This is a genomic window from Methylobacterium sp. TK31 (assembly GCF_055361545.1).
In genome coordinates this window covers 336897-352555 of the sequence record NZ_CM143964.1, presented here as the reverse complement: position 1 = coordinate 352555, position 15659 = coordinate 336897, and the positions used below count along the sequence as shown (strand labels likewise).

At 68.9% G+C, this 15659-nt stretch carries 13 protein-coding genes; 5 read left to right on the top strand and 8 right to left on the bottom strand.

Going from position 1 to position 15659, the window contains the following annotated elements:
- The first annotated feature begins 316 nt into the window (after window positions 1-316).
- Window positions 317-718 carry a DUF1036 domain-containing protein gene (locus ACXJY8_RS01545; protein ID WP_463780278.1) on the top strand — a complete coding sequence of 134 codons (402 nt, stop codon included), beginning with the start codon at window positions 317-319 and terminating at the stop codon, window positions 716-718.
- Window positions 719-761: 43 nt separating this feature from the next.
- Here the strand turns inward: ACXJY8_RS01545 and ACXJY8_RS01540 are convergent, their stop codons facing one another.
- Window positions 762-1847, bottom strand: coding sequence for an aldo/keto reductase (locus ACXJY8_RS01540; RefSeq protein ID WP_463775470.1), 1086 nt, complete (start codon window positions 1845-1847; stop codon window positions 762-764).
- Between the two features lie 141 nt (window positions 1848-1988).
- Here ACXJY8_RS01540 and ACXJY8_RS01535 point away from each other — a divergent pair, with 141 nt between their 5' ends.
- Window positions 1989-2894, top strand: a complete 906-nt coding sequence (locus ACXJY8_RS01535; RefSeq protein WP_463775467.1) for a LysR family transcriptional regulator — start codon at window positions 1989-1991, stop codon at window positions 2892-2894.
- Between the two features lie 471 nt (window positions 2895-3365).
- Here the strand turns inward: ACXJY8_RS01535 and ACXJY8_RS01530 are convergent, their stop codons facing one another.
- Window positions 3366-4841 (bottom strand): diguanylate cyclase domain-containing protein, encoded by a 1476-nt coding sequence (locus ACXJY8_RS01530; RefSeq protein ID WP_463775464.1) that lies wholly within the window; start codon window positions 4839-4841, stop codon window positions 3366-3368.
- 1159 nt (window positions 4842-6000) lie between these two features.
- Between ACXJY8_RS01530 and pyk the strand changes: the two genes are divergently transcribed.
- A complete protein-coding gene (gene pyk, locus ACXJY8_RS01525) occupies window positions 6001-7437 on the top strand; it encodes a pyruvate kinase (protein WP_463775460.1) in 1437 nt (478 codons plus the stop codon).
- Between the two features lie 39 nt (window positions 7438-7476).
- Here the strand turns inward: pyk and ACXJY8_RS01520 are convergent, their stop codons facing one another.
- The 3 genes from ACXJY8_RS01520 to ykgO all read right to left on the bottom strand — a co-directional run bounded on the left by ACXJY8_RS01520 (window position 7477) and on the right by ykgO (window position 9287).
- Window positions 7477-8457 carry an alpha/beta fold hydrolase gene (locus ACXJY8_RS01520; protein WP_463775457.1) on the bottom strand — a complete coding sequence of 327 codons (981 nt, stop codon included), beginning with the start codon at window positions 8455-8457 and terminating at the stop codon, window positions 7477-7479.
- Window positions 8458-8463: 6 nt separating this feature from the next.
- The gene (locus ACXJY8_RS01515) at window positions 8464-9084 is read right to left on the bottom strand and encodes a tetratricopeptide repeat protein (RefSeq protein WP_463775454.1); all 621 of its coding nucleotides are present in this window, start codon (window positions 9082-9084) and stop codon (window positions 8464-8466) included.
- A gap of 77 nt (window positions 9085-9161) precedes the next feature.
- The gene (gene ykgO / locus ACXJY8_RS01510; RefSeq protein WP_056222898.1) at window positions 9162-9287 is read right to left on the bottom strand and encodes a type B 50S ribosomal protein L36; all 126 of its coding nucleotides are present in this window, start codon (window positions 9285-9287) and stop codon (window positions 9162-9164) included.
- 107 nt (window positions 9288-9394) lie between these two features.
- Here ykgO and ACXJY8_RS01505 point away from each other — a divergent pair, with 107 nt between their 5' ends.
- Window positions 9395-10093, top strand: coding sequence for a PilZ domain-containing protein (locus ACXJY8_RS01505; RefSeq protein ID WP_463775449.1), 699 nt, complete (start codon window positions 9395-9397; stop codon window positions 10091-10093).
- Window positions 10094-10195: 102 nt separating this feature from the next.
- Here ACXJY8_RS01505 and hpnH read toward each other — a convergent pair whose 3' ends face one another.
- Together hpnH and ACXJY8_RS01495 are read right to left on the bottom strand one after the other, a co-directional pair.
- Complete coding sequence (hpnH, locus tag ACXJY8_RS01500) at window positions 10196-11359, bottom strand: adenosyl-hopene transferase HpnH (RefSeq protein ID WP_463775445.1); 1164 nt, start codon at window positions 11357-11359, stop codon at window positions 10196-10198.
- A gap of 396 nt (window positions 11360-11755) precedes the next feature.
- Window positions 11756-11983: a hypothetical protein gene (locus ACXJY8_RS01495; protein ID WP_463775442.1), complete on the bottom strand. Its 228-nt coding sequence runs from the start codon at window positions 11981-11983 to the stop codon at window positions 11756-11758.
- A gap of 2 nt (window positions 11984-11985) precedes the next feature.
- Between ACXJY8_RS01495 and ACXJY8_RS01490 the strand changes: the two genes are divergently transcribed.
- The gene (locus ACXJY8_RS01490; RefSeq protein WP_463775437.1) at window positions 11986-14658 is read left to right on the top strand and encodes an MMPL family transporter; all 2673 of its coding nucleotides are present in this window, start codon (window positions 11986-11988) and stop codon (window positions 14656-14658) included.
- A gap of 94 nt (window positions 14659-14752) precedes the next feature.
- Here the strand turns inward: ACXJY8_RS01490 and hpnK are convergent, their stop codons facing one another.
- Window positions 14753-15589, bottom strand: a complete 837-nt coding sequence (gene hpnK, locus ACXJY8_RS01485; protein WP_463775435.1) for a hopanoid biosynthesis-associated protein HpnK — start codon at window positions 15587-15589, stop codon at window positions 14753-14755.
- Between the last annotated feature and the right edge of the window lie 70 nt (window positions 15590-15659).

Below are 15659 nucleotides of genomic sequence, written 5' to 3'. Positions count from 1 at the left end.
GCCTGACCGAATGGCGGACGGGCCCCACGCCTGTCGCGGGCTTCGCGGGTCCCCTCTCCTGGAAGGAGAGGGACAGGGTGAGGTGTGGGGGTCATCCGGAGAGGTCACCCACCTCCCCCCAGCCCTCTCCTTTGAGGAGAGGGAGCCCCGTCGCGTCTCACGCCGGGCGTCGATCGATCCGTATGACACGCCGACCGACCCGGGGCGCCCGTGGCGGCAGAGCGTGCCTCCCATTGCCCAGAGGCGCGGGCCGGACTCCGTTGCGCGCAGCGGCGTCCGGATCCTCCGCTGGAGGCGTGGACTCGCAGGCGCGGCTCTGCTGGCCGTCACGCTGCTGCCCGCACCGGCTCATGCCGACCTGCGCATGTGCAACCAGACCGCCAGCAAGGTCGGCATCGCGCTCGGCTACCGCGACCCGCAGGGCTGGGTCACGGAAGGCTGGTGGGACGTGGCGCCGAAGGTCTGCGAGACGCTCCTGAGGGGCTCCCTCGCGGCGCGGTTCTACTACGTCTACGCGGTGGACTACACGCGCGGCGGCGAGTGGAGCGGCCGCTCGCTGATGTGCACCAAGGACCGCGAATTCACGATCCGCGGCGTCGAGGACTGCCTCGCCCGCGGCCTCGACCGCAACGGCTTCTACGAGGTCGATACCGGCGAGCAGAAGAGCTGGACGATCCAGCTCACCGACCCGAACCAGCCGCTGGCGCCGAGCCCCTGAGGGGCGGCGACGTCGAGTCGGGGCCGCCCTCGCGGCGCGCCCCTCAGGTCGCCGGCACGAGCTCGGCCGGGGCATCGACCCGGCTCCCGCCGAAGATCACCTGCCGGCGCAGAGCCGGTCGGGACAGATCGTAGATCAGGCGCGGCGCATCGGGCGCGCTCGCCGCGTCGAGGGCGGCGCGGTGTTCGGGCGCGAGGGCGAGGTCGAGGGCGGCCACGTTGTCGCCGACCTGCTCCGCCCGGCTGACGCCCATCAGGCTCGCGGCGACGCCCGGCCGGCCCACGACCCAGGCCAGGGCGACGCGCGCCGGCGATTGCCCGATCGCGTCCGCCACCCGGCGCACCGCGTCGACGATCGCCCAGTTGCGCGGCGTGAACAGACTGTCGCCGAAGGGGTTGGCGCCGTCGAGGCGCCGGTTCGCAGAGGTCGGCTCGGCCTCCGCGTCGCGCCCCTCGCTCGGCAGGCCGCCTGCGCGGGCCGGGGCCGCCTCCACCGCCGCGCGGTCGTACTTGCCGGTGAGCAGCCCGTAGGCGAGCGGCGACCAGGGCACCAGTCCGAGGCCGAACTCGGCCGCCAACGGGACGTGCTCGTCCTCCACCTCCCGGTTCACCAGGGAGTAGAAGTACTGCAGGCCGATCGGCCCCGGCAGCCCGCGCACGCAGGCCAGCGTGGCGAGCTTGGCGGCGTACCAGGCGGGCACGTTCGACAGGCCCCAGTAGCGGGTCTTCCCGGCCCGGATCAGGCCCGCCATCGTCTCGAGCAGTTCCTCCGCCGGCGTCACCCCGTCCCAGACGTGCAGCCAGTACAGGTCGACATAGTCGGTCCCCAGGCGGCGCAGCGAGCCCTCGATCGCCGCGTGGAGGTGCTTGGCCCCGCACCCGCCCGCATGCGGCCCGTTCCCCGCGGCGAAGCCGGCCTTGGTCGCCAGGACAATCCGGTCGCGCAGGCCGCGCTCACTCACGAAACGGCCGACCATGGTCTCGCTGGCGCCGCCCGCATAGACGTCCGCCGTGTCGACGAAGTTGCCGCCGCGCTCGACATAGGCGTCGAACACCGCGCGGCTGCCCGCCTCGTCGAGCCCCCAGCGCGCGGTCCCGAAGGTCATGGTGCCGAGGGCGAGCGGACTCACCACCAGTCCCGAACGTCCGAGGGTCCGATAATGCGTCAGATCCATTGTTGCGCCCCGCTAATCACCGATCGCAAGGTAGCGCAGTCCTCGGAGGGGGATTAGCGTCCCGGGACGGGATGGGTCTGTGAGCGGGGTTCAGCAATGCGGCGCGGAGACCTCGACGATCTCGCGGCCTTCGCGGCCGTGGCGCGGACGCTCAGCTTCACCCGCGCGGCCGCCGAGCTCGGGCTGTCGCCTTCGGCCCTGAGCCATGCGATGCGCGGGCTGGAGACCCGTCTCGGCGTGCGCCTCCTCGCGCGCACGACGCGGAGCGTCGCCCCGACGCCGGCCGGCGAACGCCTGCTCCGCTCGTTGAAACCGGCCTTGGACGAAGTCGGCCGCGGGCTGGCGGCGCTGGCCGACTGGCGCAGCGAGCCGTCCGGCACCCTCCGGCTGACGACCTTCGGCTACGCGGCGCGCACGATCCTCGAGCCGGCGCTGCCGCGCTTCCTGCTCGACCATCCCGCCGTCTCGGTGGAAGTCGTGGTGGACGACCGCCTGACCGACCTGGTCGCCGCGGGCTTCGACGCGGGCATCCGCTTCGGCGAGGCGATCGAGGGGGACATGGTGGCGGTGCGGGTCGGTCCCGACCTGCGCACGGTGGTGGTCGGCACCCCGGATTACTTCGCCCGCCATCCCAGGCCCGCCACCCCCGGTGACCTGGAGACCCACAACTGCGTCTCCTACCGGCTCAGCGGCGGCGGTCTCCTGCCGTGGGAGTTCGCGCGGGCCGACCGCGAGATCCGCCTGCGCGCGGGCGGACAGTTCGTCGTCAATGACGGTGCGCTCGCGGCGGCGGCGATCCGCGCCGGCGCCGGCCTCGGCTACATGCTGGAATCGGACGTCACGGCCGATCTCGCCTCCGGACGCCTGGTCCAGGTGCTGGAGGACTGGTGCCCGCCGTTTCCGGGCTGCCACCTCTACTATCCCAGCCGGCAGATCCCGCCCGCCCTGCGCGCCCTCGCGGATGCGCTCCGCTGGCGAGAGCGCGACGCAGGGGATGCCTGAGAGGCGCCCCGCGCTGTCCGGCGGGTGACGGCGTTTCGCCTTGCCCGGGACGGTAGGATCGCCCGGACAGTCGCCCCCTATTGGCGCCCCCGACCGAACGGTTCTCCAAGGCCACCGACGTATCGGACGGCGTCGGATCACGAAGGGATGCGCTGAGGCCGGTGGTCCGATCACCCGCGGCCTCCATTGCGAGGGATTCCACGAGGTCGATACCGGCGCGCGGAAGCGCTGCACGATCCAACGCACGCACCCGGATCAGCCGGCGGCGCCGGCGCCCCGAAGGCCGGCCGGGGTTCGGCCGGGACGGATTCGGGACTCACGCCGTCGATCCGGTTCATCTTGGAGGTCTAGGATCTATTTCCTAAGACTCCTGCTGATGGTTTGGCTAGGATCGACAGCGAGCTTTGACTTTGGGGTCATAAGCGGACGTTCCGTGTTCGACCCAACCCAGTCTCAGGCGTCCGCTGAGCATCATCTCGTAAGCGGACGCGCTATGAGTTGTCTGGCAGGCTGATCTGACGCCGCCATATAGGTCTGTGCCGTGCCCTTCTGTGTGCGCTTTGCTGCGTAGAGTGCCGCGTCAGCGTGGCGGAGAAGCACATCGCGATCGTGTGCAGCTTCGCGCGACCATGCGAGCCCGATCGTTCCCGTCACTCGGGCGATCTGCCCCTGTCCGTTCACGACGATCTCAAGATCGTGCAAGAGGCGCCGCACCGTCGCATCCACTTCTGCGCGATCGCACCCGGCAGGCCCTAGAACAGCGAATTCGTCGCCCCCCAGCCGCGCTGGGAGAAACGCGCCATAGCAGGGCGCCTGCAACCGCTTCGCCACACGGCGCAGAACCTCGTCGCCCGCCGCATGTCCGAGCCGGTCGTTGACGCTTTTGAAACCGTCGAGGTCGATCAGAAGGACCGCCACGTCGCCCTCAGCGGCGCGTGCCTCGCGCAGCCGTGCATCGAGAACACGATGAAATTCGGCGCGATTGGCCAGTTGGGTGAGATCGTCCGTTCGAGCTTGGTGGCGCAGACGCTGCTCTAGAGCGTGCCGCTCTGTGACGTCCTGGATCAGACCAATGAGGGCGACGGGTTTGCCCTTTGCCAACTCGATCTCGCAGGAACACCGCACGCGCCGCGCGTTCCCCTTTGCGGTGAGAAAATCGGCGTCCATCTCGAACGGCTCGCCCGTATCGAGGGTTCGCATCACCGCGTTGACGAAGGCGGTTCTGTCCGGCTCAGGGAAGTGGTTCATAATCTCGCCGTTCGGCACGCCGCCGCTGACCGGTAGTTCGTGTATGGCGAAGACCCCATCCGACCAATGGGTGCGCTGCGCTTCGATGTCGTGCCGGTATGATCCCATGTTGGCTAAGCGCTCGGCCTGCTTGAATTGACGGCGTTCGCGCTCCAGCCCCTCGACGGACAGCCGACGATCCTCGGCTGCCTCGGCGGCACGAAGCGCGACAGCTCGGGCCTCGATCAAGGCCTCAGTGATGCAGGCGAGTTCCCCAAGAACTTCAAGGTCGGTCAGCTTCGGCTCACGGGGCTGTGCGTCGAGGACGCAGAGAGTTCCGACCGTCACCCGTTCGCCGTCGATCCTCCGGACGCGAACCGGTACGCCGGCGTAGTAGCGGATGTACGGCGCACCCGTGACGAACGGACTTTGGGCAAAGCGTGGATCTAGGCGCGCGTCCGCAACGGTGAGGGGTGCCTCGGTCTCGACTACGACTGGGCAGAAAGCCTGAGCGCGCGCGGTCTCAAGCGCGAGCGGTCCGCAACGTGCTTTGAACCATTGTCGCTCTGGGGCGACCAGCGTGATCGACGACATGCCGGTGCCGAGCATACGCTTTGCGAGCTTTGCCAGCGCGTCGAACTCCTGCTCGGGTGGGGTATCAAGTAGGGCGATCTCGGCCAACGCGTGCTGACGCTGAGCCTCCCGCATTCGATCCGACATGTCCCTCAGCATCCTCGTATGCAGCTTGGCGAACGCTGTGCGCAATTCGAGGCTTGGCGCATGGTGACTAATAGATCGTGACGATGACCGAGATTTGATGAGGCCGTATCCAAAGAGATGCGCGATTATTACCCTCGTCAGCTGAGGTTGAACGTCTGACTGTTGCGCAACTCGTGCACAAAGCGGAAAGACAGATCACCATCCATTCCAGCCTTGCGTTCACACCTTATCGATTGCCAACAATCGGACTCTTCAGGGGGCGCAACGGGTTCGATGAGCTCAAGCGCCAGCTCATGACCCCCCATCTGGGAGAGGTCCGTCAGTCGCAGGGCACGGCTCGGTCGGAGCCACCCCGGTACGGGCAACCATCAGACTGGCCACCCGGCCGGGATCGCGACGCGCGTCCGCCATCGATCACGGCCGGGATGCCGCACGAAAAAACATTGACAATATTCCTACCCTATGCTTATCTGCCGCCACTCGCCTCCCCCACCGGGAGGCCCGCCGGCGGACCGGGTCGGCGGGTTTGGGAGGAGGAGACGGCGCCCGCGTCGATGGCCCGGTATCGCCATCGCCCCGGGCTGCGCCATGCGACGCAAGGTGTTCCGGGAGGGGGCCGATCCGTCGGTCCGACTTCTGGGGCACCCCCAGACAACGGACGGCTCGCCCACTACGAGGCGGGTCCGGGGCCTGGAGCCATGATAAGCCGGCCGCCGGTGCGGCGATCCCGCGAGGGATCGGGGCATCGGAGGAGGGCCGCCACAAGCCGAGTCGCCGGCGCCGTAGGCAAGACGCCGTGACGTGACGGGTTCGGCCCTCCGGGGCCGGGTCCAGGGACGCCGGGGAACCGGCCTTCATTGTCTTCCCATGGTTTCGCGGCGTCCCGCGTCTCCCGCCATCGCGAGCCCGCGCCGGAAACGGCGGCGGGGCCGCCCACCCGTGTCCGCATCTCCAGTCCCTTTGTGCCCCTCCCCTTCGCCGGCCCTGGTCTCCTGCTCGCCGTCTCGTCGTCCATGTGCTGGCCGCATCGCGGCGGCCCGGGCGCCGGCGGGTCCGGCGCGGCGTTCTTGACCTCCCGGCCGCTTCGGTGCTTGTGGCCCTCGCTCAAGATCCGGTCGTCTCGAAGCCGGCGGAGCCCACTCTGGGGATGGAGACTGCCTTGAAACGTTCACGCCGCACGAAGATCATCGCGACCCTGGGCCCGGCCTCCGACACGCCGGAGATGATCGAGAAGCTGTTTCGCGCCGGCGCGGACGTCTTCCGCCTAAACATGAGCCACCTGCCGCGCGAGAAGCTGCCCGAGAAGATCGAGGTCATCCGCACGATCGAGCGCGAGCTGAAGCACCCGATCGCGATCCTGGTCGATCTCCAGGGGCCGAAGCTGCGCGTGGCCGCCTTCGCCGAGGGCGCGGCCATCCTGCAGAACGGCGCCACCTTCGTGCTCGACAGCGACCCGACCCCCGGCGACGTCTCGCGGGTCTACCTGCCCCATCCGGAGATCCTCTCGGCCCTGGAGCCCGGCCACGTCGTCATCATCGACGACGGCAAGCTGCGGCTGACCGTGACCGAGGTGTCCGAGGGCCGCGCCGTGACCCGCGTCGAGGTCGGCGGCCGCATCTCGAACCGCAAGGGCGTCTCCCTGCCCGACACCGTGATTCCCGTCGCCGCCATGACCGAGAAGGACCGCGGCGACCTCGAGGCCGGCCTCGCGGCGGGCGCCGACTGGATCGCCGTCTCCTTCGTGCAGCGCCCCGAGGACGTGGCCGAGGTCAAGAAGGTCGCGGCCGGCCGCGCCCTCGTCATGGCCAAGATCGAGAAGCCGCAGGCCCTGACCCGCCTGGAGGAAATCATCGAGATCTCCGATGGCCTGATGGTCGCCCGCGGCGACCTCGGCGTCGAGATGCCCCTGGAGCAGGTGCCCGGCGTGCAGAAGCGCATCACCCGCGCCTCTCGCCGCATGGGCAAGCCCGTCGTGGTCGCGACCCAGATGCTCGAATCGATGATCACCGCCCCGGTACCGACCCGCGCCGAGGTCTCGGACGTCGCCACCGCCGTCTACGAGGGCGCCGATGCGGTGATGCTCTCGGCCGAGAGCGCCTCGGGCAGCTTCCCCCTGGAGGCGATCTCGATGATGAGCCGGATCGCCGAGCAGGTCGAGCGCGACGCCCTGTACTGGACGATCCTCACGGCCCAGCGCTCCGAGCCCGACGCCACCGCCTCCGACGCCATCGCGGCGGCGGCCCACCAGATGGTCGATGCCCTGAACCTCACGGCGATCATGGCCTGGACGCATTCGGGCTCCACCGCCCTGCGCCTCGCCCGCTCGCGGCCCAACGCGACCATCATCGCGCTGACGCCGAAGCGCGAGACCGCCCGGCGCCTCGCCCTGTGCTGGGGCACCCACCCGATCGTCACCAAGGACGCCAGCGACGTCGACGATATGGCCTTCCGGGCGGCGAAGTTCGCGGTGCGCGAAAACTTCGCCGAGATCGGCGGCCGCATCATCGTGGTGGCGGGCGTGCCCTTCGGGACGCCGGGGGCGACCAACCTCGTGCGCATCGCCTTCGTCACTCGCGAGCACGCCGCCAAGGCCTGATGCTATAAGGTGCGCCGGGGCTCGCGGCCCGGGCGCACCTCAGGGCACGGGCCGCGATTCGGCGAGGCGTTCCACCTCCAGGACGACGGCCTCGGTCGCCACCGCGTGGACCATGTGGCCGATGCCGGGCAGCACCACGAGCCGGGCCCCGGGAATCAGGGCCGCCAGGGGCCGGGCGTGCCGGTCGGCCGGGACGATGGCATCGCGGTCCCCGGTCACGATGGTCGTCGGCGCGGCGATGCGCCCGTACTCGGCGCTCTGGCGCTTCAGGGCCTCGGGCAGCGCCATCAGGTCCTGCACATTGGCGAGCATGGTCGCCGGGCGCAGCACCAGGGCGGCCCGGCTCGCCTCGAGATAGTCGGCCGGCGCCTCCTGGGGCTTGAACACCGATCGGCCGGCCGGCGCCAGGTAATAGAGCCCGACCGGCGTCGCCACCGTGCGGCTCAGGAGCCAGGTCACCGGCGGCACCAGGGCGAGCCGGTAGTACCAGGGGATCGGCCCGAGATCGGGCAGCGGCATCACCGCCGGCGCGAGGAGCACGAGCCCGGCGACCCGGTCGGGATGATCGAGGGCCAGCGCCGTCGCCAGCGCCCCCGACCAGGAATGGCCGACGACGAGCGCCGGCCCCAGGCCGAGATTCCGCAGGGCCTCGGCGATCGCGCCGGCCTGCGCCCTCGGCGTCGCCATGGCGCTCCCGGTCAGGCGGTCGCTCCAGCCGAAGCCCGGCCGGTCGAGGGCGACCACGCGAAACCCCTCCGCCGCGAGCCGGCGGCCGAGATCGGTCATCGGGTCGGCGGCATTGGCCGAGGCCCCGTGCAGGAGCACGACGGTGCCGCGAGGCCCGGGATTCGGGCCGGCCTGGATCGTGGCGATGCGCCCGCCCGTCACCGCCACGAAGGGCCCGGCCGGCGGATAGCGCGCCTCGATCCGCGCCGAGATCAGCAGCGTGACACCGGCGGCGACGAGCGCGAGGACGACCCCGCCGGCGACGAGGCCGGCGACCAGCTTGAGCAGGAGCATGATCGGCTACAGGTCGCGGCCGTCGACGTCCGGCGCCAGCCGGTCGATGGCCTGTTGCAGCCGGTCCATCCGCGGATAGAGCGCCGCCGCCCGGCGGAAGGCCTCCAGGGCGCGGCGCTTGTCGTCCAGGGTCTGGTAGATCCGCCCCAGGGCCGCCCAGGCCTCGTAGTGCCGGGGCTCCAGCACCAAAGTGCGCTGCAGGTCGGCGATGGCCGCCGAGGGGTCGGACAGCATCCAGAACACCGTGGCGCGCCGGTTCCAGCCCTCGGACCAACCGGGCTCCAGGGTCGTGGCCCGGTCCATCAGTTCGATCGCCAGGGGAAGGTCCTGGCCGGACATCGCCTGCCGCGCCCGCTCGGTAAGCAGGTCGGCGGTGGCGCTGCCGGACCGGCCGAGGCGCTGCTCGATGAGCCGCGCGACGCCCTTCGCCTCGGCATCGTCCCCGGCCGCCTTGAGGCGTGCGTAGAGATCGTCGAGGCTGAGCGGCTGGGTCTTCTTCGCCGGTTGCGGCTCGGACGCGGGCTTGGCCATCGCGCCGGGGGCGAGCCAAACGCAGAAAGCCGCGACGAGCGCGGCTTTCAGGCAGGACGACGGCAGGTTGGATCGAGGGAGGACGGCTCGCGACATGCGCGGAGCTTCCTCGCCCCGCATCGCGACGTCAACGTGCGCGCTTGCCGCGTCGGCGGCGCGGCGCAGGCTCCGCCTCAGCCCTGGCGGGCCTTGAAGCGCTTCTGGGTCTTGTTGATGACGTAGACGCGGCCCTTGCGACGCACGATCTGGTTGTCGCGGTGACGGCCACGCAGGGACTTGAGGGAGTTGCGAATCTTCATCGGTCTCACGTCGGTCGGGGACGAGCCCGCCGCCTGTCCATAGGGTCTCGGGAACGAGGCACCTGACGGCGGCCTCGGCGATGTGTCGATGCATCGCGGAAAGGCGGTTGCCTTATCAGGATTCGCGCCGGCAAGGCAAGGCGTTCGCGCCCATTCGGGTCCGAAGCTTCGCCGGAGAGGCATTTCGGAGGCCGGAATGCGGACGAAAGGCCGGGACCGGGTTCGTCGTCTCGTCCGGACTGGAGCCGGCGTCGGCCGGGGAGCGCTCGCAGGAACGTGACCGTTCGCATGAATGGGGAACGGATTTCAAAGATGCACCGAGAATAAGACGATATCCGTCTGTAAAGAATTGCGTTGCTATGACTCGGCCACGCGCATGGGGCGCGGAGATAGAGCTCGTGACGACCCTCATGGAGCAACCCGAAGACCCGACGCCGATCCAGCGTCGTGAAGAGCGCAGTCCGACCAATTGGATTGCGACGATCCGTTTTCGGGACGGCACCGAGATCCCCTGCAGCGTGAAGGACGTCTCCAAATCCGGAGCGCGGATCTGCGTCGGCGCGAATCAGGCGCTCCCGTCGGTGTTCATGCTCAGGATCATCGGCCGCGATTTCCTGTGCCTCGTCCGGGTCGCCTGGCGCCGCGGCGATTACGTCGGCGTCCGCATCGAACGGGTCGGCAAGTTGCCCCCGGCCGCCCCGGCTGGCCCGGCCGCCGATACGACGACGGAGGTCTCCTCCACCCAGGAAATCGGAAACGGCGGCATCGGCGTCCCGTCGCGCAAGCGCGGCATCTCGGCCTTCTGAGGCGTCGGCCCAGCGCTTCAGGCAACCCCATCAACAAAAAACCCCGCCCTGCCGAAGCAGAGCGGGGTTTCTCGAGATGGGACGAACCGAGCCGGGGTCGGCTTAGGCGGCGCTGCGGTTCCGGGCTTCGCGCTTGGTGTCGACGCCCGAGGCTTTGATCTCGGACAGCTTCTGAGCGACGTTGCGCGAGAACACGAACTCGGCCGGGCGCTGGTTCTCGAGGCTGACCTCGGGCGCCATCTCACCCTCGGTCTTGATGCCGCGCAGGGCATGGACAAGCGGCTTCCAGGGCTTCTTCACGGAGTCGACCACCGAGGAGGCCTCGTAGCCCGAATGGACCATGCAGTCGGCGCACTTCTCGTAGTTGCCGGTGCCGTAGGAGTCCCAGTCGGTCTCCTCCATCAGCTCCTTGAAGGTCGCGGCATAGCCTTCACCGAGGAGGTAGCAGGGCTTCTGCCAGCCGAACACGGTGCGGGTCGGGTTGCCCCAGGGGGTGCAGTGGTAGGTCTGGTTGCCGGCCAGGAAGTCGAGGAACAGACCGGACTGCTGGAAGGTCCACTTTTCGCGGCCCTTCTCCTTGCCGTGCCGGAACACGCCGCGGAACAGCTCCTTCGTCGCCTTGCGGTTCAGGAAGTGCTTCTGGTCGGGAGCCCGCTCGTAGGCGTAGCCCGGCGAGACGGTGATGCCGTCGATGCCCATCTTCGTCACGCTGTCGAAGAAGTTGGCGATCTTGTCGGCGGAGGAGTTATTGAAGAAGGTGCAGTTGATGGTGACCCGGAAGCCCATCTCCTTGGCCTTGGCGATGGCCGCCACGGCCTTGTCGTAGACGCCGCGCTGGCACACCGACTGGTCGTGCATCTCCTTGTCGCCATCGAGATGGATCGACCAGGTGAAGTACGGGCTCGGCTTGTACTCCTTGATCTTCTTCTCGAGGAGCAGCGCGTTCGTGCAGACGATGGCGAACTTCTTCTGCGCGATGATGCCCTCGACGATCTGGGGCAGATCCTTGTGGAGCAGCGGCTCGCCGCCGGCGATCACCACCACGGGTGCACCGCACTCGCGCACGGATTCCAGCGCATCGGCGACCGGCAGCCGCTTGTTCAGGATCTCGTCCGGGTAATCGATCTTGCCGCAGCCGGCGCAGGCGAGATTGCAGCGGAACAGCGGCTCCATCATCATCACGAGCGGGTAGCGCTTGCGACCGGTGAGGTGCTGCTTCAGGATGTAGCCGCCAATCTTCGCGACGTACCGGATAGGGATGCCCAAGACGCGGCTCCTTGTTGTTGGCCCCGATGTATCGGGCTGCTTAGCGTGAAAAAAGGCCAAATTCCAGCGAGCTAGACTGGAACCGATCCGAAAGACGCCGTTTCGATGCCGATCGCGCAAGTTCTGCCGACGCTGAAACAATCCGGCCACAGACGGATCTCGAAGACCGTCGGACAGCCGAGACGCCCCGGTGGCACATAACCCCACCGGAAGCGGTTATTCCTAATCCATGACTGCATGCCAGGGCCGCAGCTTGACGGTTCTGGTCGCAGCACCCATCCGCAGCAAAGCTCCGGTCGCGCAGAAGTGCGGTGCGAAACCGCACGCGAAAGCGAACCGGCACCGCTCCGGTCCGTTCGCGTTGCATTACAGCCATCGGGCCGCTAGGTGGGCGCCTCAGTGAAGCAAATTCATGTGAGCGATGCGATTCGTTTGAATGCCCGCGACGCCGTCGCCCTTCGGCTTCGTGCGAAAACGTCCCGGCTCCAGATTCGGGTTTTCCACCAACAGGTGATAACCGGCGTCACAAGACAGATCGATTCTCGTTCCGTGGCCGCTTCGGGCCTCGGCGCCGACATGCGGCGCGACCGGACGGGAACAGGATCGCTCAGGCAGGTAGGACACTCGTGATCGAACGTCTCGTCGCGTTTTCCGTCCAGCGTCGCTGGTTGGTCATAGCCCTGGTCGCACTCGTCACCGTGGCGAGTGCCGGTGTGGCGGCTCATCTCTTCAAGATCAACACCGACGTCGAGCGGCTGATCGACAAGGATGTGCCGTGGCGTCAGGACGAGATCAATTACGAGAAGGCATTCCCGCAGCGCACCGGTACCCTAGTCGCCGTCATCGACGGCAAGACGCCGGAACAGGCGGAGGAAGCGGCCGCCGAGTTCTCCGCCGCCCTCGCCAGCCACAAGGAAATGATCGAGTCGGTCTACCGCCCCGACGGCGGCGCCTTTTACGAGAAGAACGGCTTCCTGCTGATGTCGCAGGAGGAGCTGACCAAGACCACCGAGCAGTTGGTGCAGCAGCAGGGTCTCCTCGGCCCGTTGGCGGCCGACCCGTCCTTGCGGGGCATCATGCGCGTCCTCGGCCTGGGTGCACGCGGCATCAAGAGCGGCGACGCCAAACTCGAGGATCTCGAGCGGCCGATGACCCAGATCGACGCGACGGTGCGCAAGGTGCTGGCGGGCGAGCCCGCGCGGATGTCCTGGCAGATGCTCCTGTCCAACGGACAGACGCAGAGCACCGACCTGCGCAAGTTCGTGATGATCCAGCCGGTGCTGGACTACAACGCGCTCCAGCCGGGCGCGAACGCCACCGAGGTGGTGCGCAAGGTCGCCTCCGACCTGAAGATCAACACCCTTGGGGGTCCGGAATTCGCCGCTGCCCCGCGCATGCGGCTGACCGGCCCGGTGGCCGTGGCCGACGACGAATTCGCCACCCTCTCCGAGGACGCGCTGCTGAACTACAGCGTCACCGTCGGCGCGATCGTCCTGTTCCTGTGGCTCGCCCTACGGTCCGCCCCGCTGATCGGCGCCGTCCTGATCACCACCTTCGCGGGCCTCATCGTCACGGCCGGCCTCGGCCTCCTGATGGTTGGCGAGCTGAACCCGATCTCGGTGGCGTTCGCCGCCCTCTTCGTCGGTCTCGGCATCGATTTCGGCATCCAGTTCGCGGTCCGCTATCGGGCCGACCGTTTCGAGCAGCCCGACCTTCTCTCCGCCATGCGGGCGGCGGCGCACGGCGTCGGCTGGTCCTTGACCCTGGCAGCCATCTCGCTGATCGCGGGGTTCTTCGCCTTCCTGCCCACGGCGTTCCGCGGCGTCTCCGAACTCGGCCTCATTGCCGGCGTCGGCATGATCGTGGCCTACCTGTTCGCCCTCACCCTGCTGCCCGCGCTGATCGCGGTGTTCAGGCCGAAGGGCGAGCGCGAGGCCGTGGAGACCACCTGGCTGGCGGGCGTCGACCCGTGGATCATCCGCAACCGCAAGCCGATCCTGATCGGCGTCGGCCTGATCACGCTGGCGGGCATCCCGCTGCTGTTCAAGCTGCCGTTCGATTCCAATCCGATGCACCTGCGCAGCCCGAAGGTGGAGTCGATCTCGACCTATCTCGACCTCATCAAGGACCCGGCGACGAGCCCGAACATCATCGACGTAATGGCGCCCTCCGTGGAGGCCGTCCCGGCCCTGGCCGACAAGCTCTCGAAGCTGAAGTCGGTGGCGAAGATCATCGACATCAACACCTTCGTGCCGCCGGATCAGGATCAGAAGCTCGCGACCATCGCGGAGACCGCACAGCTCCTCGGACCGGTGCTGAATCCGGGCCGCAAGCCGCCGCCGCCGACCGATGCCGACAACGTCAAGGCGATCAAGGAGGCGGTGACGGCCCTGCGCGGGATCGCGTCCGGCTCCAGCGCGCCCGGTGCGAAGGCCGCCGGCGATCTCGCCACCGACCTCGACAAGCTCGCGGCCGCTCCGGTCGCCACCCGTGAGGCCGCCAGCGTGGCGCTGACCACGGACCTGAAGACGCTGCTCACCCGCCTCTCCGGGCTGCTGAACCCCGAGAAGGTGACCCTCGACAACCTGCCGCCGAAGCTGAAGGCCGAGTGGGTCGCCGCCGACGGCCGCTCGCGGATCGAGGTCCATCCCAGCGGCGATGCCAACGACAACCGGGTGCTGCGCAACTTCGCCAAGGAGGTGCAGAGCGTCGCGCCCCATGCGACGGGTGCCCCCGTCGCAACGACCTCGTCGAGCTACACCATCCTCGGCGCGTTCCTGCAGGCGGCGATCACGGCGCTGGTGCTGATCTTCATCATCCTGTCCGTGGCCCTGCGCAAGCCGTGGGACGTGGCGATGACCCTCGGCCCCCTGGTGCTAGCGACCCTGTGGACGCTGATGGCCCTGCACATCGTCGGAATGCCGCTGAACTTCGCCAACATCATCGCGATGCCGCTGATGCTCGCCGTCGGCGTGGCCTTCCACATCTACTACGTCATCGCCTGGAGGGCCGGCGTCACCGACATGCTGGCCTCCAGCCTGACCCGGGCGATCTTCTTCTCGGCGCTGACCACGGGCACGGCCTTCGGCTCGCTGGTGCTCTCGAGCCATCCGGGCACCGCCAGCATGGGCAAGCTGCTCGCCCTGTCGCTGTTCTTCACCCTGGTGGCGGCGTTCTTCGTGGTCCCGGCTTTCCTCGGGCCACCGCCGAAGCATCCCGATCCGAAGCGCCCGGAGGGTGACTCGGCCCTGCCGCCGTCGGCCCGCACGCCGAGTGCCGAGGCGGTCCCGGCGAAGTAGCCGCCGACCTGAAGCCGATCGACGAACGGGCGCGGATCGGATCCGCGCCCGTTCCCGTTTTGGTGGGCGAGTCGACGACGAATCGCTCAGACGATCAGCTCAGGAAGTCCGAGAAGCCCCCACGGGCAACGCCGGCCACGGCCGCGCGGCTCTCCGGGGCGATCAGCGCGTCGCGCTCCGCCGCATAGGCATAGCCCGGTGCCTCGCCCGGGAAACCACCTCCGGTCGCCGGGTGGGTGTAGAGCTCGGTGAGGCCGTCCGGCAGGTGCGCCAGGAGCCCCGCCACCCGGGCGGGCGTCATCGCGCCGGACCAGGCGAGGCCCAGGGTCCGGTCGGGGATCAGCAGGCCAGCCTGACGGGCCCGCACGGCGAGAAGCGCGGCCCAGGGCGCCGTGTCGAGCGCCGCCTTCGCGACCGTGCCCGGTTCGGCCGCCCGGAGCACGGCGCGGGTCTCGCGCGGCACACGGATCGCCCGCATGCCGTGCCGCGCCCCGGCCGCGAGCACGAGGCCCGCGATCAGCGGATGCACGTGGAAGTGCTTATGGGCGTTGACGTGGTCCAGGGTCAGGCCCGTCGCCGCATAGGCGTGGAACTGAGCCGCGATCTCGGCCGCGAGCTGGCGGCGCGCTGATGCCTTCAGCGCGAGATCAAGGCCGAGCCGCCCCATATCGCTACGGATCAAGCCGTCCGGCCCCACGAGGTCCGGCAGGTCGGCCGGCGGCAGGGTCGGCCAAGCCTCCACCATCACGAGGTGGAGACCGACCCGCAGGGAGGGCAGGCGCTTGGCGCGTGCGACGGCATCGGCGGCGGCCGGCGCCGAGACCATCAGGCTCGCGGCGGTGAGGATACCGTGGCGATGGGCCTGTTCCACTGCCTCGTTGACCTCGAGGCTCAGGCCGAAATCATCGGCTGTGACAACCAATCGCTTCACTTCGTAGCTCCGCTTGGGTGGGGGGCACCGACCCTGAAACGCGAAACGGCCGGGCTTTCCAGCCCGGCCG

What these genes read in the sequence shown, in the direction of transcription:
- ACXJY8_RS01535 (WP_463775467.1), top strand. Translation starts at nt 1,989, where the DNA reads ATGCGGCGCGGAGACCTCGACGATCTCGCGGCCTTCGCGGCCGTGGCG.
- ACXJY8_RS01530 (WP_463775464.1), bottom strand. Translation starts at nt 4,841, where the DNA reads ATGTCGGATCGAATGCGGGAGGCTCAGCGTCAGCACGCGTTGGCCGAG.
- ACXJY8_RS01520 (WP_463775457.1), bottom strand. Translation starts at nt 8,457, where the DNA reads ATGCTCCTGCTCAAGCTGGTCGCCGGCCTCGTCGCCGGCGGGGTCGTC.
- ACXJY8_RS01515 (WP_463775454.1), bottom strand. Translation starts at nt 9,084, where the DNA reads ATGTCGCGAGCCGTCCTCCCTCGATCCAACCTGCCGTCGTCCTGCCTG.
- ykgO (WP_056222898.1), bottom strand. Translation starts at nt 9,287, where the DNA reads ATGAAGATTCGCAACTCCCTCAAGTCCCTGCGTGGCCGTCACCGCGAC.